Origin of the sequence: Dorea sp. ICN-14282 (genome assembly GCF_037890115.1) — a bacterium.
GTDB classification, from domain to species: Bacteria; Bacillota; Clostridia; order Lachnospirales; family Lachnospiraceae; genus Dorea_B; species Dorea_B phocaeensis.
Genome location: NZ_JBBKBH010000001.1, coordinates 478,996 through 499,972 on the forward strand (window position 1 = coordinate 478,996; position 20,977 = coordinate 499,972).

Here is a 20,977-nt window from a genome sequence, read left to right on the forward strand (position 1 = left end):
TCTGAGTAGATTTTTGCTTTCGTGTTTTTTATCTGAAAATACATAGTTTGCCGAAAGATATTTGCTTGAAGTTCTTCCCTAAAATGTATATAATAGTGTAGATTGGATGAAGTTTAATCACATAGCAGATATTTGTGAAATATATGCAAAAAGCAGAAAGGAAATATATGAGAAAACTTGCATTAAATGATGAAATATTACTAAATATTGAGAAACCTGCTCGGTATATCGGCGGGGAGGTCAATTCCGTAATGAAAGCTAAAGAAGAAGTGGATATTCGCTTCGCTATGTGTTTTCCGGACGTGTATGAGATCGGAATGTCTCATCTTGGAATTCAGATTCTCTATGATATGTTCAACAGAAGGGAAGACGTGTGGTGTGAAAGGGTCTATTCTCCATGGCTTGACCTGGATAAGATTATGCGAGAGGAAGAGATTCCATTATTTGCTTTAGAATCACAGGATCCAATTAAGGATTTTGACTTTCTTGGAATTACAATTCAGTATGAGATGTGTTACACCAATATTTTACAGGTACTGGATTTGAGTCAGATTCCGTTGAAAGCATCGGAGCGTACCGAGGAGCATCCGATTGTTATTGGTGGAGGACCTTGTACCTATAATCCTGAGCCTTTAGCAGAATTTTTTGATTTATTCTATATTGGTGAAGGGGAGACGGTTTATGACCAGCTCCTGGACGCATACAAAGAAAATAAGAAAAATGGTGGTTCCAGACAGGACTACTTAGAAAAAGCTGCGCAGATTGAAGGAATTTATGTTCCATCTTTCTATGAAGCTTCTTATCACGAGGATGGAACGCTTGCTTCCTTTCATCCTGTTAAGGAATGTGCACCCAAGAAAATTAAAAAGCAGATGGTATTAGATGTAACGGATACCTGTTACCCGGAGGCGCCGGTAGTTCCGTTTATCAAAGTGACTCAGGATCGTTGTGTGCTGGAGATTATGCGGGGCTGTATTCGTGGGTGTCGTTTCTGTCAGGCTGGAATGCTTTATCGACCTACCAGAGAGCGGGATGTAGAGAGGCTGAAATACTATGCTTATCAAATGTTGAAGAATACAGGGCACGAAGAGATCTCTTTGAGTTCTCTTAGCTCCAGTGATTATACACAGCTAAAAGAGCTGGTACTGTTTTTGATTGAAGAATTTCAGGGAAAGGGAATTAACATTTCTCTTCCTTCTCTTCGGATCGATGCATTTTCGCTGGATGTGATGGAGAAGGTACAGGATATCCGAAAAAGCAGTCTGACGTTTGCGCCGGAAGCTGGATCCCAGCGGATGCGTAACGTTATTAACAAAGGGCTGACGGAGGAAGATATTTTATCCGGCGCAGGACAGGCTTTTGAGGGCGGATGGAATAAGGTGAAGCTTTACTTTATGCTGGGACTTCCGACAGAAACAGAGGAAGATATGCGGGCAATTCCGGAATTGGCCGACAAGGTTGCCAGACGGTATTATGAGATTCCAAAGGATCAAAGAAACGGAAAATGCCAGATCACGACGAGTACATCCTTCTTTATTCCAAAACCATTTACGCCATTTCAATGGGCTAAAATGTATACGAATGAAGAATATATCGCACGTGCGGCTACTGTAAAGCATGCGTTTAATGACCAGCTAAATCGCAAGAGCCTGCGCTATAACTGGCATGATGCAGAGGTTACCGTATTAGAAGGAGTCTTTGCAAGAGGTGACAGAAAAGTAGGAAAAGCAATTGAAAAAGCCTACTCCATGGGCTGTATTTATGATGCATGGAGTGAAAACTTTTCTTATGAGACATGGCTGAAGGCTTTTGAAGAAACCGGGCTTGATATTGCATTCTACAATGAAAGAGAACGAGGACAAGAAGAACTGTTCCCGTGGGATTTTATTGATATCGGCGTAACAAAAGCATTTTTAAGAAGAGAGTGGGATCGGGCAATGAAAGCAGAAGTTACACCAAACTGCCGGCAAAAATGTTCCGGCTGTGGTGTAGGTGTATTTGGAGGAGGTGTCTGTATTGAAGGCAAGAATTAAATTCCGAAAGTATGGGGTCATGCGTTTTATCGGGCACTTAGATGTCATGCGCTATTTTCAGAAAGCAATGAGAAGGGCGGATATTCCAATCGCATTTACCAGCGGTTACAGTCCTCATATGATTATGTCTTTTGCACAGCCCCTTGGGGTTGGAGTGACCAGTGACGGCGAGTATCTGGATATTGAGTTAAAAGAAAGTATTTCTTCTGAAAAGGCAGTAAAACAGTTGAATGCAGTCATGGTAGAAGGAATCGATATTGTGAGCTTCGTTCAGATTCCAGAAGATAAAAAGGCGAGTGGTATGACGATTGTGGCGGCGGCAGAATATAAAGTAAGCTTTCTTAAATCTGCCAAGTCGGCTTATGAAACGATTTCTGTTCGAGATGCGCTTTCAGAAAAAGGAGACGCAGAAAAGCTGGTTCATAATTTCCTGAAGCTGGATCAGATTATGGTGCTGAAAAAGTCCAAAAAACAAGAGCGGGAAATTGATATTAAACCGCTTATTTACCGGATGGAAGTGGAAGGGGAGCAGCTGCATTTGTTCTTAGCTGCCGGAAGTGAAGAAAATTTAAAGCCGGATCTTGTTATGGAGGCATTTTTTAAATTCCTGGGAACAACAAAAGAAGAGACGCCTGTGCATTACCATAGATTAGAAGTGTACGCCAAGAATCCAAACGATGGAAAAGACACGGATATGACGCAATTTGTATCTTTGGAAAGTTTGGGAAATCTAATTCCTGAATTTAATTAGAAGAAATCAGGTGAAGCAGATGGGAAAAAAGGAACTGAAAACCAATGCTATGCGTATCTTGGAACGCCAGAAAATTCCTTTTACATACGAGACTTACGAGTGTGAAGAATTTATGGACGGAATTCATGTGGCGGATCAGCTTGGTTTTGAACATAAATATGTATACAAGACGATGGTGACAACCGGGAAAAGCGGAGAGCATTATGTGTTCGTTATCCCGATTGAAGAAGAAATTGACTTTAAGAAGGCGGCGAAAGCCGTTGGTGAAAAGTCCGTGGAAATGCTTCCGTTAAAAGACCTTACGAAGGTGACAGGGTATGTGCGTGGCGGTTGTACCGCCATAGGCATGAAGAAACAGTTTGTGACGGTGATTCAAGAAGAGGCTAAGGAACTTAAGAGTATGCATGTCAGTGGAGGAAAGCGTGGAATGCAGATTACGTTAAGTCCGCTGGATTTACAGAAAGCGGCGAATGCACAATTTGCAGATGTCATTCAAGGCGTAACAGGCGAAGCCGTTAAAATATAAATCTGGGATTCCATTGCAGATGTTAGAAAAATAGGGTAAGATAGTAAAATATAGAAAAGACAGCAGTTTGGAGGCAACAAAAGATGATTAAAGTTGTAAAATTTGGTGGAAGTTCTCTGGCAAGTGCAGAGCAGTTTAAGAAGGTTGGAGACATTATCCGTAAAGATGAGACGAGACGCTATGTCATTCCATCTGCACCGGGAAAGCGTACGCCAAAAGACACGAAAGTTACAGATATGTTATATCACTGTTATGGTCAGGCTATTTTAGCGAATGACGATGATGACTGTGAGGAATACCAGAGATCTTTTGAAGATTTGATTGAGAAGATTAAAGAACGTTATCAGGAGATTATCGAGGGGCTTTCCCTTGAACTTTCCCTGGATGAAGATTTTAAAGTGATCAAAGAAAATTTCAGTAAAAAGATTGGAAGAGATTATGCGGCTTCCCGTGGAGAATATTTGAACGGGAAAATTATGGCGGCATATCTGGGAATTGAGTTTATTGATGCTGCAGAAATCATCTTTTTTGATGAAGAAGGCAACTTTGATGATAAGAAGACTGACGAAGCAGTGGCAAAACGACTTGAAAATCTGGAAAGAGCAGTAATCCCAGGATTTTACGGAAGCGGACCGGACGGAAAGATTCGCACCTTCTCCAGAGGTGGTTCTGATATCACAGGTTCTATTGTGGCAAAGGCAGTGCATGCGGATATGTATGAGAACTGGACAGATGTATCTGGATTTTTAATTGCGGATCCTCGGATTATTCCGAATCCAAAGGCTATCGATGTTATTACATACCGGGAACTTCGGGAGCTTTCTTATATGGGAGCGACGGTACTCCATGAAGATGCTATTTTCCCGGTGAGAAAAGAAGGAATTCCGATCAATATTCGGAACACCAATTCTCCGGAAGATAAGGGAACTCTGATCGTGGAAGATACCTGCCGGAAACCAAGATTTATTATCACTGGAATTGCCGGAAAGAAGGATTTTGCATCTATTACGGTAGAAAAAGCAATGATGAACGGTCAGATTGGATTCTGTAAAAAGGTACTGGAAGTATTTGAAGACAATGGTATTTCCATTGAACACATGCCGTCAGGAATCGATACGATGACGATTTTCGTACACCAGGATGAATTTGAAGAAAAGGAACAGAAGGTGATTGCAGGAATTCACCGGGCTGTGGAACCGGACTTTCTGGAACTGGAATCAGACCTTGCATTAATTGCAGTTGTAGGGCGTGGAATGCGCGCGACCAGAGGGACGTCAGGACGGTTATTTTCCGCTCTTGCACATGCAAATGTAAATGTAAAAATGATTGATCAGGGATCCAGCGAGTTGAATATTATTATCGGTGTGAGAAACCATGATTTCCAGCCGGCAATCAAAGCAATCTATGATATATTTGTAAATACAATGATTTAGGGAGGCGTAAGATGAATATCTTGTTTTTTCTGAAGCCTAAAAATGAACTTGCCTATATTTATGACTATCATACACTTCGACAGGCTTTAGAGATTATGGAGTATCACAAATACTCATCGGTTCCGATATTGAACAAAGAAGGAAAATATGTCGGTTCTATTACGGAAGGTGATCTTTTGTGGGCATTAAAGAAACTGAACATTTTGAATATAAAAGATGCAGAAGATATCAGTATTATGAAGATTGACAGACGTCTGGACTATCAATGCGTCTCTGCTGAATCCAATATGGAGGATTTGATCGGACGGGCAATGGAGCAGAACTTTGTACCGGTAGTAGACGACAGAGAACACTTTATCGGCATCATTACTCGTCGTGATATTATCGGATACTGCTATGACAAGATGAAGGAATGTGATAAGTAAATGATTATCGATTTTCATACCCATATTTTCCCGGAAAAGATTGCCGCTTCTACAGTAGATTATCTAGCGGAAATATGTAACACAAAACCATATACCAAAGCGACAAAGGAAAGTCTTTTGGCTTCTATGCATAGGGCAGATATTACCCTTTCCGTGGCGCTTCCGGTTGCAACAAAAGTCAGCCAGATGGATTCCATCAACCGATTTGCTGCCGGATTTCAAGATGGGCCGATTCTTTCTTTTGCGGGAATTCATCCAGACTGTGAAGATTATAGAAAAGCGCTTCTTGCAATTAAGCAGGCCGGTTTTAAAGGAATTAAACTCCATCCGGATTACCAAAATGTTTACTTCAATGATATTCGTTATAAACGGATGATCGACTTTGCATCAGAACTAGATCTTATTATTGTAGTTCATGCAGGGGTGGATCCCAAATGTCCGCAGGATATTCACTGTACACCAAAGATGGCGCGCGAGGTAATCGATGAGGTGGCGCCTGCGAAACTGGTGCTTGCCCATTTGGGCGGCAATCATATGACCAGCGAAGTAGAAGAACAGCTTGTCGGTCAGCCTGTTTACCTGGATACCGCGGTGGTTCTTGATTATCTGAAAGAAGAAGATTTTATAAGACTGGCTCGCAATCATGGAATGGATCGTATTCTTTTTGCAACGGATTCTCCCTGGGCTGGACAAACAGAATTCGTAGAAAAGATCCGAAAATCCGCTTTGACGGAAGAAGAAAAAGAGCAGATTTTTTCTAAAAATGCAAGTCGGCTTTTGGGATTAGATAAAAAACTTAAAAAAGTTAGCAGAAGTATTGATTTTTAGAAAAGAGTATGCTATCATGCAATAGTATGCCGCACAATGAGGTTGTAAGTCTGCATTGCAGACACCGTAATTGGCGAGTAATGATAATAGGAGGTGCCATATGTACGCAATTATAGCAACAGGTGGTAAACAGTACAAAGTATCCGAAGGCGATATCATTAAAGTAGAAAAGCTTGGTGTAGAAGCTGGCGAGACTTTTACATTTGACCAGGTGCTTGCAGTAAGTGACAACGGATTAAAGATTGGTAATCCAACAGTTGAGGGTGCAACAGTTGAAGCTTCTGTAGTTGAGAACGGTAAAGCAAGAAAAGTTATCGTTTACAAGTACAAGAGAAAAACTGGATACCACAAGAAAAACGGTCACAGACAGCAGTACACTGCAGTAAAGATTGAAAAAATCAACGCTTAATTTGGAGAGCATCCATGATTCATGTAACCATTTATAGAAATGAGAAAAGAGAATACATCGGATTTCGTACGAACGGACATGCCGGGTATGGAGAAGAAGGGCAGGATATTGTGTGTGCAGCAGCATCTATGCTGGTAATCAATACGATTAATGCCATTGAACTCTATACAAAAGATGAGACGTCTATGGTTTCAGATGATATCTCAGGAATCATTGAATATGAGATCAAAGACAGGCCTTCAAAGGAAGCGCAGCTTCTTATGAAGACATTGGTTCTTGGTTTAAAACAGATGGCGGATGATGAGAACTATGCAGAATATATTGATTTAACATTCGAGGAGGTGTAACTACCATGATGAAATTAAACCTTCAGTTTTTCGCTCATAAAAAGGGAGTTGGTTCTACTAAGAACGGTAGAGATTCTGAGTCTAAGAGACTTGGTGCCAAGAGAGCAGACGGACAGTTTGTAAAAGCTGGTAACATCCTTTACAGACAGCGCGGAACAAAGATTCACCCAGGTGTCAACGTAGGACGTGGCGGAGATGATACATTATTCGCACTTGTTGACGGTGTGGTAAGATTTGAAAGAAAAGGAAGAGATAAGAAACAGGTTTCTATCTATCCAGTAGCTTAAGTAATGATGAGTTAAGAGAGTGTTGCACGGTAACTGATAAGTTATGAGGCAGCACTCTTTTTTCAAAGAAGAAAGAGGAAAAATATGTTCGCAGACAGAGCAAAGATATTTATCAGATCAGGAAAAGGTGGAGATGGTCATGTCAGCTTCCGTCGGGAACTGTATGTGCCGAACGGCGGACCGGACGGCGGAGACGGCGGACGCGGCGGAGATGTTATCTTTGAAGTAGATGAAGGGTTAAATACACTTCAAGACTATCGACACAGACAGAAATATGCGGCTAAAGACGGGGAACAGGGCGGAAAACGCCGCTGCCACGGAAAAGATGCGGAAGATATTATTTTAAGAGTTCCGGAAGGAACGGTCATTAAGGAAGCAGAGTCTGGAAAGGTGATTGCGGATATGTCTGGCGAGAACCGCAGACAGGTCATTTTAAAAGGTGGAAAAGGTGGTCTTGGAAATCAGCATTTTGCAACATCTACGATGCAGATTCCTAAATATGCGCAGCCAGGACAGCCTTCTCAGGAGCTGTGGGTCAATCTGGAACTGAAAGTAATTGCAGATGTAGGACTGATTGGATTTCCAAATGTTGGAAAATCGACACTCCTTTCTCGTGTAACAAATGCTCAGCCAAAGATTGCTAACTATCATTTTACAACATTGAATCCAAATCTTGGTGTAGTAGATCTTCCAGACGGAAGGGGATTTGTAATTGCAGATATCCCAGGGCTTATCGAAGGCGCTTCAGAAGGTGTAGGACTGGGGCATGAGTTTCTGCGCCATATTGAGCGTACCAAACTGATGATTCACGTTGTAGACGCCGCGGGCACAGAAGGTCGTGATCCAGTTGAGGATATTTATAAAATTAATGCAGAGTTAAATGCTTATAATCCAGAGATTGCCAAACGTCCACAGGTAATTGCAGCCAATAAAATTGATGTGATTTATGCAGATGGAGAAGATCCCCTTGTCCGTTTAAAAGAAGAATTTGAGCCACAGGGAGTAAAAGTATTCCCGATTTCGGGTGTTACTGGAGAGGGAATGAAGGAACTTCTCTACTATGTTTCAGACCAGCTAAAAGACCTGGATCAGAAACCGGTTGTATTTGAACAGGAGTATTTCCCAGAAGAAGAATTGATCTACGAGGATCTTCCGTATACCGTTGAAAAAGAAGACGAAGTATACGTTGTAGAAGGTCCGAAAATCGAAAAAATGTTGGGATATACCAATCTGGATTCCGAAAAAGGTTTTGCCTTCTTCCAGAAATTCTTGAAAGATACTGGAATTTTAGACGAACTGGAAGCCGCAGGAATCGAAGAGGGCGATACTGTTAGAATGTATGGTTTGCAGTTTGATTATTACAAATAAGTAGGAAAGGGAAGAAAAATGACCACAAAACAACGTGCATATTTAAAAAGTCTTGCAATGACTATGGATCCAATCTTTCAGATTGGAAAAAACAGTATGACGCCGGAACTTACCAATGCAGTGGATGAAGCGCTGGCAGCACGAGAGCTGATTAAAATCAGTGTACTGAAAAATTGTATGGATGATCCACGGGCTCTTGCTGAGATGGTTGCAGAGCGGACTCATTCTCAGGTCGTACAGGTGATTGGCAAGAAGATTGTATTATACCGGGAAGGTAAAGATAAGAACAAAAAAATTCAGCTCCCATAAAGGGAAACGGAGATTACAATGAAAATAGGAATTATGGGCGGTACCTTCGATCCCATTCACAATGGACATCTGATGTTGGGAAAGGCTGCTTATGAAAAATTTGGTCTTGATCAGATCTGGTTTATGCCGAACGGTAATCCACCACACAAAAAGCAGGCTTCTATTGGATCTGATATCGAGACACGCATCCGGATGGTGGAGCTTGCGATTGCTCCGCATCCGGAATTTGTGCTAGAACTTTATGAGTCGGATCCATCCAAAGTGTCCTGCTCCTATCAGACGTTGGAGCATTTTCAGACTCAATATCCAGAAGATGAACTCTACTTTATTGTTGGTGCAGACTCTTTATTTGCGATTGAAACCTGGGTAAAACCAGAGCGGATTTTTCCGACTTGTACGTTTTTAGCGGCTTATCGGGATGAGATTGATACTGCAGAAGAGATGCAGACGCAGATTGCTTATCTCAAAAAGAAGTATCATGCTCGGATTGAAATTCTGGCAACTCCGTTGATGGATGTTTCCTCTCACGAGCTTCGACAAAGAATTCAAGAGCAAGATTCTATCCGTTCTTATGTTCCGTCAGATGTCGCAGATTATATTGAGGAGCATTGCTTATATCAGAACACAGAAGGGGTAGCGAAGATTAAATGAATCAGCAGATCAGAAAAATACAAAAGGAATTAAAGAAACATCTGGATGAAGAACGATATGAACATACCCTGGGTGTAATGTATACTTCGGCAGCACTTGCAATGCGGTATCAGGCAAATCTTGAGCAGGCTCTTTTAGCAGGACTTCTGCATGACTGTGCAAAGTGTATTCCCAATTCGGAAAAGATTCAGATTTGCAGAGAAGAGAGGTTGGCGGTTTCAGAAGTAGAGAAAGCTAATCCAAGCCTTCTTCACGCTAAACTTGGCGCTTTTTTTGCCAGGAAACAATACGGCGTTTCAGATACAGAAGTATTAGACGCTATTAAAAGTCATACGACCGGACGTCCAGGAATGTCCTTGCTAGAAAAAATTGTCTACATTGCAGACTATATTGAGCCTGGACGAAAAGAACTCCCGAATATGAAAGATGTCCGCCAAATGGCGTTTGAAGATATTGATAAATGCCTTTATAAAATTTTGGAAGATTCACTGGTATATTTGAATTCCAGAGGAATCCCCATAGATCCGATGACGGAACAGACGTATTTGTATTATAAAGAAGAACAAAAAAAGGAGGAGTAATCGATGGAACAGGCAAGAGAAATGGCAAGTGTAGCCTGCCGTGCACTGGAAGATAAAAAAGGAGAAGATATCCGTGTTATTGATATTTCAGAGATTTCAGTTTTGGCAGATTATTTTGTAATTGCCAGCGGAAGCAGCAATAGCCAGGTAACTGCGTTGGTAGATAATGTGGAAGAGAAGATGCATAAAGCCGGATATATCCAGAAACAGCGCGAAGGTCAAAATTCTGGAACATGGGTATTGCTCGATTATGGTGATATAATTGTTCATGTATTTGATACAGAAAGCAGAAGTTTTTACAATTTGGAAAGAATCTGGAGCGATGGAAAACAGATAGAATTATAGAAGAATTAAGAAAAATAAATGAGAAAGACTCTAAGTTGTGCATAGTTCACACCAGAGCCTTTCTCATTTGTTTTATAAGCGAATTAATTGCCTTACATAAATCGGAATACGCCGATTACTTTTCCTAAAATCTGGCAGTCTGGAACGATGATTGGATCCATAGTGTCGTTCTCTGGCTGCAGACGAATTACGCCTTCTTCTTTGTAGAAGGTCTTCACAGTAGCTCCATCTTCGATTAAGGCGACAATCATTTCTCCGTTCCGTGCTGTCTTTTGTTCCTCAACCAAAACGAGATCACCATCTAAAATACCGGCATTGATCATGCTTTCGCCTCTGACTTTCAACATAAAAGTCTGCTTGTTAGGCATGAATTCTGTTGGAATCGGAAAGTACTCTTCAATATTCTGCTCTGCAAGAATTGGTTCTCCTGCGGCAACACGACCTACGATCGGAACATTTACCATTTCACGGCGCATAAAATTAAAAGAATCATCCAGAATCTCAATAGCCCTGGGCTTCGTAGGGTCTCTTCTGATATAACCGTTTTTCTCCAGTGTCTCAAGGTGAGAGTGGACAGAAGAAGTAGATTTTAAATGTACCGCTTCACAGATATCACGAACAGCCGGAGGAAAACCACGTTCTAAAATTTGTGATTTAATATATTCCAGTATTTCCTTTTGCTTTGAACTGATCTTGCCTTGTGCCATAATCGCTCCTCCTCATTCGATACACTTATTTCATATAACTGTATTTTACCATATGTGAAAAGGAAAAGCAAACAAATGTTTAGAAAATATGTTCGAAAATTTCATCTAAAACTATTGACAAACATTCGTTCGCATCATATAATTTAAAACATAAAGGAACAACTGTTCGGAACAAATGTTTTATACTTTGACTTAAGAAAAGAAAACTTGAAACTTAACTTTAAGAAGATTTCTGGGAAAGAATAAGGGGAGGAAGTAGTTATGAGTTCAAAAAGATTATATGCGGCAAGCAAGAGAAGAAGGCAGGTATTTGTAAAAAAGATGATGTTAGGTATTGTATTGTGCGTTATGCTGCTTAGCTTTAGTGTTTGTTTTAAAGGCGGTCTAGTAGATGCTCATGGCGACCAGAAAGAAGCCCCTATGTCATACAAGTACTATAAAAGTATTGAGATTCAAGGTGGTGACACACTTTGGGATATTGCAAAAGAATATATGAGCAATGATTATGCTTCTGTTTATGATTATATCGAGGAATTAAAAGACGTTAATGGCCTTACATCAGATGACATCCAGGAAGGTCACTACTTGACAGTTGTTTATTATGATAGAGAATTTAAATAATCTATTTTGAGAGAAAAGGGCACCTCGCTACGAGGTGTCCTTTTTCATAATCTAAGAATTTTCTTCTGATTTTTCTGATTATTTTAGCTAGTTATCTTTGCTAATAACTTCTTTTTTATAAAAAAATCACACCTATATGAGTAAAAAATACAAAAAGCTGTTGACAAATATTTTTATTACTGTATACTTTGAATATCAAAATATTTGCAAACCAAAGCATAAAGGATGAAACAAATGATAGGTAAAATTTATGGGACAGGTTCTTATATCCCTTCAAAAGTTGTTACGAATCATGATCTTGCGAAGGTTGTTGAGACCAATGACGAATGGATCAGAGAGCGAACAGGAATTGGAACAAGGCATATTGCTGAACGAGAGTCAACAGTATCAATGGCAACAGAATCTGCGAAAAGAGCAATTGAGATGGCAGGGATTCAGCCGGAAGAGATTGATTTGATTTTAGTATCTACCATATCGCCAAACACCATTCTTCCATGTGTAGCGTGTGAGGTGCAAAAAGAAGTTGGCGCAGTACATGCTACATGTTTTGATTTAAATGCAGCATGCACAGGATTTCTGTATGCATACAATACTGCGCAAGCGTATATTACTGCAGAAATTTATAAAACAGTATTGATCATCGGTTCTGAGGCATTGTCAAGTATTGTGGACTGGAAAGATCGCAATACATGCATTTTGTTTGGAGATGGTGCCGGAGCCGTGATTTTAAAGGCAGAAGAAAAGGGAATCTTTTGTCCGTATACTCGGTCTGATGGAGGAAAAGGGCAGGCGCTGACTTGCTTACCAGGAGGTACTATTCAGATGAATGGCCAGCTGATATTTCGATTTGCGGTGAAACAAGTACCTCTATGCATTCAAGAGCTTTTGCAAGAGCAGAATATTTCCCTAAAAGAAATTGATTATTTTATTTTGCATCAAGCGAATAAACGGATTGTAGAATCAGTTGCAAAAAGGCTTGGAGTTACGATTGAGAAATTCCCGATGAATTTACAGAAGTATGGGAATACTTCTTCGGCAAGTATTCCGATTTTGTTAGATGAGCTGAATCGCCAGGGGCAATTGAAAAGAGGAATGAAGATTGTGCTTGCCGGATTTGGTGCCGGATTATCCTGGGGTGCCAGCCTTATCGAATGGTAATTTCCGTAATAGGATTACATAAATAATTAAAATGATGAAAAAGGAGAACAAAAATTATGTTAGAACAGGTAAAAGAAATTGTAGCAGAGGCATTGGGCGTAGAGAAAGATACTTTAACAGAGAACACAAATTTTAAGGAAGATTTGAACGCAGATTCTTTGGATCTTTTTGAAATGATTATGACCTTTGAAGAAGAGTTTGGAAAAGAAATCCCAGCGGAAGATCTTGAAAAAATCACAACAATTGGAGCGGTTGTTGCTTACTTGGAAGCATAAGAAAACAGATTAATAAGATAATTGAGAATATATTAAAAGGAAAATGGAAATGAAAACAAGACTGACAGAAATTCTAGGTTTGAAATACCCTGTAATTCAGGGTGGGATGGCATGGGTTGCTGAATCACATCTTGCGTCTGCGGTATCCAAAGCAGGCGGTTTGGGGTTGATTGCAGCGGCAAGTGCGCCAGCAGAATGGGTTCGTGAACAGATTCGAGAAGTGCGAAAACATACCAATTGTCCATTTGGTGTGAATATTATGATGATCAGTCCAAATGCAGATGACGTAGCTAAGATTGTAGTTGAAGAGAATGTTCCGGTCGTAACGACAGGCGCAGGAACACCTGAAAAATATATGACCATGTGGAAAGAAGCTGGTATCAAGGTAATTCCTGTTGTTGCTTCTGTTGCAATGGCGAAGCGTATGGAACGTTGCGGAGCAGATGCTATTGTAGCAGAGGGTACAGAGGCTGGAGGACATATAGGCGAAAACACGACCATGGTACTTGTTCCACAGATTGTAGACTCTGTACAGATTCCGGTAATAGCAGCTGGAGGAATTGCAGATGGAAGAGGGGTGGCTGCTGCACTTATGCTAGGTGCAGAGGGTGTTCAGATGGGAACCCGCTTTGTTGCAACTAATGAAGCAGAAGTCCATGAAAATTATAAACAGTGCATTATAAGAGCAAAAGATATTGATTCTAGAGTCACGGGCAGAGCAACCGGGCATCCGGTACGTGCGCTTCGTAATAAAATGACGACAGAGTATATCCGTCTTGAAAAGGAAGGCGCTTCTTTCGAAGAACTGGAACATCTAACACTTGGAAGTTTGCGCAAAGCTGTAGTTGATGGTGATGTAAAAGAGGGAAGTGTAATGGCAGGGCAGATTGCAGGTCTCATTGCAGATATTAAACCATGTAAAGAGGCGATTGAGAGCATTGTATCTCAAGCGGAAGCGCTCTTAAAAGGAGATCAAAATCATGAATAAGATTGCAGTAGTGTTCCCTGGTCAGGGCAGTCAGATCGCAGGAATGGGAAAAGATTTTTATGAAAACAGCGCCATTGCCAGAGAAATTTATGATACGGCCTCAAATAGGCTTGGAATTGATATGAAAGAACTGTGCTTTTATCCAAATGAGTGTTTGAACCTTACAGAATATACACAGGCTGCTTTAGTAACAACATCTCTTGCAATGGCAAGAACAGCAGAAGCGGCTGGATTAAAAGCAGATGTTACAGCGGGATTAAGTCTTGGTGAGTACAGTGCTATTGCGTTCGCAGGGGGGATGAATGATAGAGACGCTATTTCTGCGGTTCGACAGCGTGGGATCTTTATGCAGGAGGCTGTTCCAGCAGGCGAAGGAGCTATGGCGGCGGTACTTGGAATGACAGGGGATCAGGTAGAACAAGGAATATCAGCAATTGAAAATGTTTCAATTGCAAATTATAACTGCCCAGGACAAATTGTGATTACTGGGGCGGCAGAAAGAATCCAGCAGGCAGAGAAAGTGTTGAAGGAACAAGGAGCCAAACGAATTGTTTTGCTTAATGTAAGCGGACCTTTTCATTCTCCTTTATTAAAAAATGCGGAAACGAAGTTGAATGAGGTGCTTGAGAAAATTCAGATGCATCCATTGCAAATTCCTTATGTGAACAATGTGACAGCAGAATATATCACAGATATTATGAAAATCCAACCACTTCTCGTCTCACAGATTACGTCATCCGTTCGTTGGCAGCAAAGTGTGGAAAGAATGATAGAAGATGGCGTGGATACCTTTGTAGAAATTGGTCCAGGGAAAACGTTGACCGGATTTCTGCGGAAAATCAATCGAGGTGTAAAATCTTACAATATAAGTACATGGGAAGAATTGGAAACAACAATGGAGATTTTAACAGAGGAGTAGAGGGATGTTAAACGATAAAGTAGCGGTGGTGACAGGTGCTTCCAGAGGAATAGGAAGGGCGATTGCTGTAAAGTTAGCTTCACTAGGTGCAACGGTGATCATCAATTACAATGGTTCTGTTGAAAAGGCAAAAGAAGTAAAAAGTGAGATTGAATCTTGCGGTGGAAAAGCGGAAGTATATCAATGCGATGTCTCAGATTTTGAAGCGTGCAAAACATTTTTGGATCATGTAATCAAAGAATATGGAAGATTAGATATTTTAGTTAATAATGCAGGAATTACCAAGGACGGTCTTCTTATGCGCATGAGTGAGCAGGACTTTGACGATGTAATCCGTATAAACTTGAAAGGTGCATTTAACTGTATCCGCTTTGCATCTCGGCAGATGATGAAGCAGCGTTCTGGAAGAATTGTCACGCTTTCTTCTGTCGTAGGAGTTGCAGGAAATGTTGGACAGGCTAATTATGCTGCTTCAAAAGCGGGAGTCATTGGTCTTACGAAGGCAACTGCAAAAGAACTGGCATCAAGGCATATTACAGTAAATGCGGTGGCACCTGGATTTATCCAAACAGATATGACAGAGGTACTTCCTGAAAAAATGAAAGAGCAGATTGCATCGCAGATCCCATTTGGGACATTTGGTGATCCTAAGGATGTGGCAAATGCAGTAGCATTTTTGGTATCTGATGAGGCAGGATATATCACGGGTCAGGTACTGCACGTAGATGGCGGGATGGTAATGTAGGAGGAACTATGAAAAGAAGAGTTGTAGTCACAGGGATGGGTGCTGTAACACCAATTGGAAATACAGTAGAGGAATTTTGGAACAATGTGAAAGCCGGAACGGTTGGAATTCAGGAAATAACCAAATTTGATACCACTGATTATAAGGTGAAATTGGCTGGAGAGGTAAAAGGATTTGTAGCAAAGGAATGTATGGATTTTAAATCAGCGAAGCGCATGGAGCCATTTTCCCAATATGCTGTTGCTGCGGCAAAAGAGGCATTTGAACAGGCAGAAATTGACATGCAGCGAGAAGATCCTTTCAGGATTGGTGTTATCATCGGATCTGGGATCGGGAGTCTTCAAGTAGCAGAACGAGAGTATGAGAAAATTCTGACAAAGGGCTCTGCTCGTGTGAATCCATTGATGGTCCCAATGATGATTTCAAATATGGCTGCAGGTAATGTTGCGATCCAGCTTGGATTAAAAGGAAAATGTACAAGTGTAACTACTGCCTGTGCAACGGGAACACATTCCATTGGCGATGCACTTCGTGCTATTCAATATGGTGATGCAGATATTATGTTAGCAGGTGGGACAGAGAGCGCAATTTGTCCACTTTCCGTTGCTGGTTTTAGTAGTTTGACTGCTTTAACAACAGCGACCGATCCCAAACGTGCATCCATTCCATTTGATAAAGATAGAAGTGGTTTTGTTATTGGAGAAGGTGCCGGCATAGTCGTGTTAGAAGAATTGGAACACGCTAAAAAAAGAGGCGCTAAAATCTATGCGGAACTGGTCGGATATGGTGCAACTTGTGACGCTTATCATATTACAGCACCAGCTGAAGACGGATCTGGGGCAGCAAAAGCAATGGAACTTGCATTGACAGATGCAAATGTACATCCAGAAGATATTGACTATATCAATGCACATGGAACAAGTACACATCATAATGATTTGGTTGAAACCAGAGCGATAAAATCAGTATTGAAAGATGCTGCCAAGGATGTGGTGGTAAATTCTACGAAATCAATGACAGGACATTTATTGGGAGCCGCAGGCGGAGTTGAGTTTATTGTCTGTGTTAAGTCTATTGAAGAAGGATTTATCCATCAAACGATGGGACTTCAAACCCCGGATAATGAATGTGATCTAAATTATACGATCGGAGCTCCGATTGAGAAACCGGTTCATTGTGTACTTACCAATTCGCTTGGATTTGGTGGACATAATGCTACACTTTGTATCAAAGAATGTCTGGAATAGGAGATAAACATTATGGAAGCAGAACAGTTAACGCAGTTAATTAAAATTATATCTGCATCGAATCTTACAGAGTTTCAGTATGAAGAAGAGAATATGAAACTTATCATAAAAAAAGAAGGCACAACTCAGATAGCAGAACCTATTTTAGAAAATAAGGGTGGTCCTAAAAAGGAAGACAGATCAGATGTACCTGCGGATGTTGGAGAGGATAATTTAGAAGGAAATGTTGTGGTATCTCCGCTTGTAGGAACTTTCTATTCTGCACCAGCTGAAGACGCAATGCCATTTGTACAGGTGGGAGAAGTTGTAAGAAAAGGTCAGACAATCGCAATTGTTGAAGCTATGAAGCTGATGAATGATATCGAATGTGAATTTGACGGAACTGTAAAAGAAATCTTTGTAAAAAATGGACAGACTGTAGAATACGGGCAGCCGTTGTTTTTGATTGGATAAAGGAGAAATAGACAAATGAATCATTTAGATATAAATCAGATCAAAGAAATCTTACCGCATCGCCATCCGTTTTTGTTGATTGATTATGTGGAAGATTATGAAGCCGGACAGTATGCTGTGGCTTATAAATGCGTGACGTACAGAGAAGAGTTCTTTAAAGGACATTTCCCGAAAGAGCCAGTAATGCCGGGGGTATTGACAATCGAAGCATTGGCACAAACTGGTGCGATTGCGATTCTTTCCAAGGAGGAGAATCGCGGAAAGACGGCGTATTTTGCTGGAATACAAAATTGTAAGTTTAAAGGTAAGGTAGTTCCAGGAGATAAAATACGTTTGGAGACGAAGATGATCAAACAGAAAGGTCCATTTGGGATCGGAGAGGCTACAGCTTCTGTTGAGGGGAAAGTTGTTGTTCGCGCTGAATTGACATTTATGATTGGATAGGGATTTGATTATGATTAAAAAGGTTTTGATTGCAAATAGAGGTGAAATTGCAGTTCGTATTATTCGCGCATGCAGGGAAATGGGAATTCAGACTGTTGCAGTTTATTCTGAGGCAGATAAAGAAGCGGTTCATACACAATTAGCTGATGAGGCGATCTGTATTGGACCGGCACCTTCTGCAGAAAGCTATTTAAGTATGGAACGAATTATTAGCGCTACGATTACATCAGGTGCAGATGCGATTCATCCGGGATTTGGATTCTTATCAGAAAATAGTAAATTTGCTTTCCTTTGTGAACAATGTCATATCACATTTATCGGACCCAGTGCTGAAGTGATTCGGAAAATGGGAAATAAATCACAGGCTAGAAATACAATGATTGAAGCTGGGGTACCTGTTATTCCAGGCAGTAAAGATCCAATTTATGATGTACGAAGTGCAGCTGTAGCGGCAAGAGAAGTAGGGTATCCAGTTATTATAAAAGCAGCCCTTGGCGGTGGGGGAAAAGGAATGCGTGTTGCAAATACTCCGGAAGAGTTTGAATCCAGTTTTTTGACCGCTCAAAAAGAAGCAAAAAATGCATTTGGTGATGATACTATGTATATCGAGCATTTTATAAGACATCCCAGACATATTGAATTTCAGATATTGGCAGATTCCAAGGGAAATATAATCCATTTGGGAGAACGCGATTGTTCTATTCAAAGAAATCACCAGAAAATGCTAGAAGAAGCGCCTAGTTCAGCTATCACACCTAAGTTGCGCAAAGTAATGGGTGAAACAGCAGTAAGAGCCGCAAAAGCATGCGGGTATACCAATGCTGGTACAGTTGAATTTCTTTTGGAAAACGATGAGCGTTTTTATTTCATGGAAATGAATACTCGTATACAGGTAGAACATCCCGTGACAGAATGGGTTACAGGAGTTGATTTAATCAAAGAGCAGATTAAGATAGCATCAGGGTTACCACTTTCCTATAAACAAAAGGATATAAAAATCCAGGGTTACGCCATTGAATGTCGTGTCAATGCCGAGAATCCAGAGAAGAATTTTTTACCCTCACCCGGAACAATCACAGGAATGTTTCTTCCCGGAGGAAAAGGGGTGCGTATAGATTCTGCAATTTACGAAGGATACACCGTTCCGGCCTACTATGATTCCATGTTGGCAAAAATTATTGTATACGCTGATACAAGAGAAGAAGCGATTGTAAAAATGCGAAGTGTTTTAGGTGAAGTGGTCATTGATGGCATTGATACAAATGTAGATTATCTATATCAGATTCTAGAGCATCCTGATTATTGTACTGGAAATGTGGATATTGAATTTATAGAAAAGATGAGTGAAAAATGAATTTAAAAAATACATTTAAAAAAGCGGGTTCTATCTCTCGGGCAAGAACAGATTCTATGAAAAAAGAAATTAGGATGTTTGGGAAAGAGCCGGAAGTACCCAAAGGACTTTTAAAGAAGTGTAATTCCTGTAAATCCGCAGTGATTACGGAAGAAGTAAAAGATAATTATTATATTTGTCCTAAATGCAACTACTATTTTCGAATGCATGCATTTCGACGGCTGGAGATGGTTGTGGATGAAGGGACATTTGAACAATGGGATACCGGACTTCAAAGTCCGAATCCATTGGATTATAAAGGATATGAAGAAAAATTGGCTGTTGTGAAAGAAAAGACCAATTTAGATGAGGCTGTTATAACAGGAAAAGCATTGATAGGCAGATATCCAGTTGCAATAGGAGTTTGTGATAGTCGATTCATTATGGCGAGCATGGGAGAAGTTGTTGGTGAGAAAATTACTAGGATGGTAGAACGCGCAACCTCAGAACGCTTACCTGTAATTATATTTGTTTGTTCTGGTGGAGCACGTATGCAGGAGGGAATTACATCTCTGATGCAAATGGCAAAAACATCTGCTGCATTGAAACGCCATAGCGATGCAGGTCTTCTTTATATTCCAATTTTAACCAATCCAACCACCGGGGGTGTGACGGCAAGTTTTGCAATGTTAGGTGATATTATTTTGGCAGAACCGGGAGCGTTGATTGGATTTGCTGGACCACGGGTAATTGAGCAAACGATTGGGCAAAAATTACCTCAAGGATTTCAAACTGCTGAATTTTTGCTGGAACATGGATTTATTGATGCAATCGTTGAGCGACCCGAGATGAAAGAAACGCTCATTCGCTTACTAAAGCTTCATAATATTGATAGAGACAGAGTAAAATTTGATCTTTCTTTGAGACAGAAAGAAGATGAGGAATATCAGAGTAATTTGAATGAAATAGAAGATCAGAAATCTATTTCAGCCTGGGATCGTGTACAGAAATCACGTAAAAAAGGTCGCCCGGTTAGTTCAAATTATATTAAAAATTTGTTTACAGAATTTTATGAAATACACGGCGATCGTTGTTATAAAGATGATCCGGCAATAATGTGTGGTCTGGCATTTTTTCATGGAAATCCAGTCACTGTGATTTCACAGGAAAAAGGGACGACGACAAAGGAAAACGTAGCATGCAATTTTGGAATGACTTCTCCGGATGGATATCGTAAGGCGCTTCGTGTGATGAAACAGGCTGAGAAATTCCACCGGCCTATTGTTTGTCTTATCGATACGCCAGGAGCTTTTTGTGGTATTGAGGCAGAAGAACGCGGACAGGGGGAAGCAATTGCTAGGAATCTTTATGAAATGTCTGGATTGAAAACCCCGATTGTTTCTTTGATTATAGGAGAAGGAGGGAGTGGTGGAGCGTTGGCTCTTGCTACGTCAGACGAGGTGTGGATGTTAGAAAACTCGATCTATTCCATTTTATCTCCGGAGGGTTTTGCTTCCATTTTGTGGAAGGACAGCAAACGGGCTGAGGAAGCTGCGAAAGTAATGAAGTTAACATCGATAGATCTAAAAGAATCCAATATCGTAGAACGAGTATTTAAGGAGCCAGAAAATTATACTCCAGACACTATGGCAAATGTTTGCAAACAGATTGACTATGCACTTTGTCAATTTTTAGAGGAGAAATCTAAATTGACCATAAAAGAATTGGTAGAGAAACGTTATCAAAGATTCCGAGTAATGTAAGATCTATCTTTCTTTTTCCAGAATCAATGGT

At 40.6% G+C, this 20,977-nt stretch carries 26 protein-coding genes; 25 read left to right on the forward strand and 1 reads right to left on the reverse strand.

Annotated elements, in window-relative coordinates:
- The first annotated feature begins 167 nt into the window (after nucleotides 1–167).
- From WKT00_RS02270 to rsfS, 14 genes are all read left to right on the forward strand, one after another.
- Nucleotides 168–2,033, forward strand: coding sequence for a TIGR03960 family B12-binding radical SAM protein (locus WKT00_RS02270; protein WP_101694346.1), 1,866 nt, complete (start codon nucleotides 168–170; stop codon nucleotides 2,031–2,033).
- The gene (locus tag WKT00_RS02275; RefSeq protein WP_340260671.1) at nucleotides 2,017–2,784 is read left to right on the forward strand and encodes a TIGR03936 family radical SAM-associated protein; all 768 of its coding nucleotides are present in this window, start codon (nucleotides 2,017–2,019) and stop codon (nucleotides 2,782–2,784) included. Before WKT00_RS02270 ends, WKT00_RS02275 begins: the two co-directional genes overlap by 17 nt.
- Before the next feature lie 19 nt (nucleotides 2,785–2,803).
- A complete protein-coding gene (gene ybaK / locus WKT00_RS02280) occupies nucleotides 2,804–3,310 on the forward strand; it encodes a Cys-tRNA(Pro) deacylase (RefSeq protein ID WP_340260673.1) in 507 nt (168 codons plus the stop codon).
- An 83-nt stretch (nucleotides 3,311–3,393) separates the two neighbouring features.
- On the forward strand, nucleotides 3,394–4,743 hold the full coding sequence (locus WKT00_RS02285; protein WP_101694343.1) for an aspartate kinase: 1,350 nt from the start codon (nucleotides 3,394–3,396) through the stop codon (nucleotides 4,741–4,743).
- Between the two features lie 11 nt (nucleotides 4,744–4,754).
- On the forward strand, nucleotides 4,755–5,168 hold the full coding sequence (locus WKT00_RS02290; RefSeq protein ID WP_340260676.1) for a CBS domain-containing protein: 414 nt from the start codon (nucleotides 4,755–4,757) through the stop codon (nucleotides 5,166–5,168).
- On the forward strand, nucleotides 5,169–5,996 hold the full coding sequence (locus WKT00_RS02295) for an amidohydrolase family protein (RefSeq protein WP_101694341.1): 828 nt from the start codon (nucleotides 5,169–5,171) through the stop codon (nucleotides 5,994–5,996).
- Between the two features lie 100 nt (nucleotides 5,997–6,096).
- Nucleotides 6,097–6,405: a 50S ribosomal protein L21 gene (rplU, locus tag WKT00_RS02300; protein ID WP_101694340.1), complete on the forward strand. Its 309-nt coding sequence runs from the start codon at nucleotides 6,097–6,099 to the stop codon at nucleotides 6,403–6,405.
- 14 nt (nucleotides 6,406–6,419) lie between these two features.
- On the forward strand, nucleotides 6,420–6,752 hold the full coding sequence (locus WKT00_RS02305; protein ID WP_101694339.1) for a ribosomal-processing cysteine protease Prp: 333 nt from the start codon (nucleotides 6,420–6,422) through the stop codon (nucleotides 6,750–6,752).
- A 5-nt stretch (nucleotides 6,753–6,757) separates the two neighbouring features.
- Nucleotides 6,758–7,039 (forward strand): 50S ribosomal protein L27, encoded by a 282-nt coding sequence (gene rpmA / locus WKT00_RS02310; RefSeq protein WP_016219110.1) that lies wholly within the window; start codon nucleotides 6,758–6,760, stop codon nucleotides 7,037–7,039.
- An 84-nt stretch (nucleotides 7,040–7,123) separates the two neighbouring features.
- On the forward strand, nucleotides 7,124–8,407 hold the full coding sequence (obgE, locus tag WKT00_RS02315; protein ID WP_101694338.1) for a GTPase ObgE: 1,284 nt from the start codon (nucleotides 7,124–7,126) through the stop codon (nucleotides 8,405–8,407).
- 18 nt (nucleotides 8,408–8,425) lie between these two features.
- Nucleotides 8,426–8,716, forward strand: a complete 291-nt coding sequence (gene yhbY, locus WKT00_RS02320; RefSeq protein ID WP_101694337.1) for a ribosome assembly RNA-binding protein YhbY — start codon at nucleotides 8,426–8,428, stop codon at nucleotides 8,714–8,716.
- 18 nt (nucleotides 8,717–8,734) lie between these two features.
- The gene (gene nadD / locus WKT00_RS02325) at nucleotides 8,735–9,367 is read left to right on the forward strand and encodes a nicotinate-nucleotide adenylyltransferase (RefSeq protein ID WP_340260686.1); all 633 of its coding nucleotides are present in this window, start codon (nucleotides 8,735–8,737) and stop codon (nucleotides 9,365–9,367) included.
- Entirely contained in the window at nucleotides 9,364–9,948 is a 585-nt protein-coding gene (yqeK, locus tag WKT00_RS02330) for a bis(5'-nucleosyl)-tetraphosphatase (symmetrical) YqeK (RefSeq protein WP_101694335.1), read from the forward strand. The genes nadD and yqeK overlap by 4 nt, the downstream gene beginning before the upstream one ends.
- A gap of 3 nt (nucleotides 9,949–9,951) precedes the next feature.
- Entirely contained in the window at nucleotides 9,952–10,293 is a 342-nt protein-coding gene (gene rsfS, locus WKT00_RS02335; protein ID WP_101694334.1) for a ribosome silencing factor, read from the forward strand.
- A 92-nt stretch (nucleotides 10,294–10,385) separates the two neighbouring features.
- Here the strand turns inward: rsfS and lexA are convergent, their stop codons facing one another.
- Entirely contained in the window at nucleotides 10,386–11,000 is a 615-nt protein-coding gene (lexA, locus tag WKT00_RS02340; protein WP_101694333.1) for a transcriptional repressor LexA, read from the reverse strand.
- Between the two features lie 261 nt (nucleotides 11,001–11,261).
- Here lexA and WKT00_RS02345 point away from each other — a divergent pair, with 261 nt between their 5' ends.
- From WKT00_RS02345 to accD, 11 genes are all read left to right on the forward strand, one after another.
- Nucleotides 11,262–11,621, forward strand: a complete 360-nt coding sequence (locus WKT00_RS02345; RefSeq protein WP_101694332.1) for a LysM peptidoglycan-binding domain-containing protein — start codon at nucleotides 11,262–11,264, stop codon at nucleotides 11,619–11,621.
- A gap of 234 nt (nucleotides 11,622–11,855) precedes the next feature.
- Nucleotides 11,856–12,779 (forward strand): beta-ketoacyl-ACP synthase III, encoded by a 924-nt coding sequence (locus WKT00_RS02350; protein ID WP_101694331.1) that lies wholly within the window; start codon nucleotides 11,856–11,858, stop codon nucleotides 12,777–12,779.
- A gap of 56 nt (nucleotides 12,780–12,835) precedes the next feature.
- Nucleotides 12,836–13,054 (forward strand): acyl carrier protein, encoded by a 219-nt coding sequence (gene acpP / locus WKT00_RS02355; RefSeq protein WP_101694330.1) that lies wholly within the window; start codon nucleotides 12,836–12,838, stop codon nucleotides 13,052–13,054.
- 49 nt (nucleotides 13,055–13,103) lie between these two features.
- The gene (gene fabK / locus WKT00_RS02360; RefSeq protein ID WP_445292925.1) at nucleotides 13,104–14,042 is read left to right on the forward strand and encodes an enoyl-[acyl-carrier-protein] reductase FabK; all 939 of its coding nucleotides are present in this window, start codon (nucleotides 13,104–13,106) and stop codon (nucleotides 14,040–14,042) included.
- The gene (gene fabD, locus WKT00_RS02365; RefSeq protein WP_101694328.1) at nucleotides 14,035–14,961 is read left to right on the forward strand and encodes an ACP S-malonyltransferase; all 927 of its coding nucleotides are present in this window, start codon (nucleotides 14,035–14,037) and stop codon (nucleotides 14,959–14,961) included. The genes fabK and fabD overlap by 8 nt, the downstream gene beginning before the upstream one ends.
- Nucleotides 14,962–14,965: 4 nt before the next feature.
- Entirely contained in the window at nucleotides 14,966–15,706 is a 741-nt protein-coding gene (gene fabG / locus WKT00_RS02370) for a 3-oxoacyl-[acyl-carrier-protein] reductase (RefSeq protein ID WP_173814252.1), read from the forward strand.
- Between the two features lie 8 nt (nucleotides 15,707–15,714).
- Nucleotides 15,715–16,953, forward strand: coding sequence for a beta-ketoacyl-ACP synthase II (gene fabF / locus WKT00_RS02375; protein ID WP_340260697.1), 1,239 nt, complete (start codon nucleotides 15,715–15,717; stop codon nucleotides 16,951–16,953).
- A gap of 12 nt (nucleotides 16,954–16,965) precedes the next feature.
- Nucleotides 16,966–17,406, forward strand: a complete 441-nt coding sequence (gene accB, locus WKT00_RS02380) for an acetyl-CoA carboxylase biotin carboxyl carrier protein (RefSeq protein ID WP_101694325.1) — start codon at nucleotides 16,966–16,968, stop codon at nucleotides 17,404–17,406.
- Nucleotides 17,407–17,421: 15 nt separating this feature from the next.
- Complete coding sequence (fabZ, locus tag WKT00_RS02385) at nucleotides 17,422–17,850, forward strand: 3-hydroxyacyl-ACP dehydratase FabZ (protein WP_101694324.1); 429 nt, start codon at nucleotides 17,422–17,424, stop codon at nucleotides 17,848–17,850.
- Between the two features lie 10 nt (nucleotides 17,851–17,860).
- Nucleotides 17,861–19,204, forward strand: a complete 1,344-nt coding sequence (locus tag WKT00_RS02390) for an acetyl-CoA carboxylase biotin carboxylase subunit (RefSeq protein WP_340260701.1) — start codon at nucleotides 17,861–17,863, stop codon at nucleotides 19,202–19,204.
- The gene (gene accD / locus WKT00_RS02395) at nucleotides 19,201–20,946 is read left to right on the forward strand and encodes an acetyl-CoA carboxylase, carboxyltransferase subunit beta (RefSeq protein ID WP_101694322.1); all 1,746 of its coding nucleotides are present in this window, start codon (nucleotides 19,201–19,203) and stop codon (nucleotides 20,944–20,946) included. Before WKT00_RS02390 ends, accD begins: the two co-directional genes overlap by 4 nt.
- Nucleotides 20,947–20,977 lie beyond the last annotated feature (31 nt).

Bases quoted from the DNA above. Each gene is read 5' to 3' on its own strand.
- WKT00_RS02270 (WP_101694346.1), top strand. From the start codon at position 168: ATGAGAAAACTTGCATTAAATGATGAAATATTACTAAATATTGAGAAA.
- ybaK (WP_340260673.1), top strand. From the start codon at position 2,804: ATGGGAAAAAAGGAACTGAAAACCAATGCTATGCGTATCTTGGAACGC.
- WKT00_RS02285 (WP_101694343.1), top strand. From the start codon at position 3,394: ATGATTAAAGTTGTAAAATTTGGTGGAAGTTCTCTGGCAAGTGCAGAG.
- WKT00_RS02290 (WP_340260676.1), top strand. From the start codon at position 4,755: ATGAATATCTTGTTTTTTCTGAAGCCTAAAAATGAACTTGCCTATATT.
- WKT00_RS02295 (WP_101694341.1), top strand. From the start codon at position 5,169: ATGATTATCGATTTTCATACCCATATTTTCCCGGAAAAGATTGCCGCT.
- rplU (WP_101694340.1), top strand. From the start codon at position 6,097: ATGTACGCAATTATAGCAACAGGTGGTAAACAGTACAAAGTATCCGAA.
- WKT00_RS02305 (WP_101694339.1), top strand. From the start codon at position 6,420: ATGATTCATGTAACCATTTATAGAAATGAGAAAAGAGAATACATCGGA.
- rpmA (WP_016219110.1), top strand. From the start codon at position 6,758: ATGATGAAATTAAACCTTCAGTTTTTCGCTCATAAAAAGGGAGTTGGT.
- obgE (WP_101694338.1), top strand. From the start codon at position 7,124: ATGTTCGCAGACAGAGCAAAGATATTTATCAGATCAGGAAAAGGTGGA.
- yhbY (WP_101694337.1), top strand. From the start codon at position 8,426: ATGACCACAAAACAACGTGCATATTTAAAAAGTCTTGCAATGACTATG.
- nadD (WP_340260686.1), top strand. From the start codon at position 8,735: ATGAAAATAGGAATTATGGGCGGTACCTTCGATCCCATTCACAATGGA.
- yqeK (WP_101694335.1), top strand. From the start codon at position 9,364: ATGAATCAGCAGATCAGAAAAATACAAAAGGAATTAAAGAAACATCTG.
- rsfS (WP_101694334.1), top strand. From the start codon at position 9,952: ATGGAACAGGCAAGAGAAATGGCAAGTGTAGCCTGCCGTGCACTGGAA.
- lexA (WP_101694333.1), bottom strand. From the start codon at position 11,000: ATGGCACAAGGCAAGATCAGTTCAAAGCAAAAGGAAATACTGGAATAT.
- WKT00_RS02345 (WP_101694332.1), top strand. From the start codon at position 11,262: ATGAGTTCAAAAAGATTATATGCGGCAAGCAAGAGAAGAAGGCAGGTA.
- WKT00_RS02350 (WP_101694331.1), top strand. From the start codon at position 11,856: ATGATAGGTAAAATTTATGGGACAGGTTCTTATATCCCTTCAAAAGTT.
- acpP (WP_101694330.1), top strand. From the start codon at position 12,836: ATGTTAGAACAGGTAAAAGAAATTGTAGCAGAGGCATTGGGCGTAGAG.
- fabK (WP_445292925.1), top strand. From the start codon at position 13,104: ATGAAAACAAGACTGACAGAAATTCTAGGTTTGAAATACCCTGTAATT.
- fabD (WP_101694328.1), top strand. From the start codon at position 14,035: ATGAATAAGATTGCAGTAGTGTTCCCTGGTCAGGGCAGTCAGATCGCA.
- fabG (WP_173814252.1), top strand. From the start codon at position 14,966: ATGTTAAACGATAAAGTAGCGGTGGTGACAGGTGCTTCCAGAGGAATA.
- fabF (WP_340260697.1), top strand. From the start codon at position 15,715: ATGAAAAGAAGAGTTGTAGTCACAGGGATGGGTGCTGTAACACCAATT.
- accB (WP_101694325.1), top strand. From the start codon at position 16,966: ATGGAAGCAGAACAGTTAACGCAGTTAATTAAAATTATATCTGCATCG.
- fabZ (WP_101694324.1), top strand. From the start codon at position 17,422: ATGAATCATTTAGATATAAATCAGATCAAAGAAATCTTACCGCATCGC.
- WKT00_RS02390 (WP_340260701.1), top strand. From the start codon at position 17,861: ATGATTAAAAAGGTTTTGATTGCAAATAGAGGTGAAATTGCAGTTCGT.
- accD (WP_101694322.1), top strand. From the start codon at position 19,201: ATGAATTTAAAAAATACATTTAAAAAAGCGGGTTCTATCTCTCGGGCA.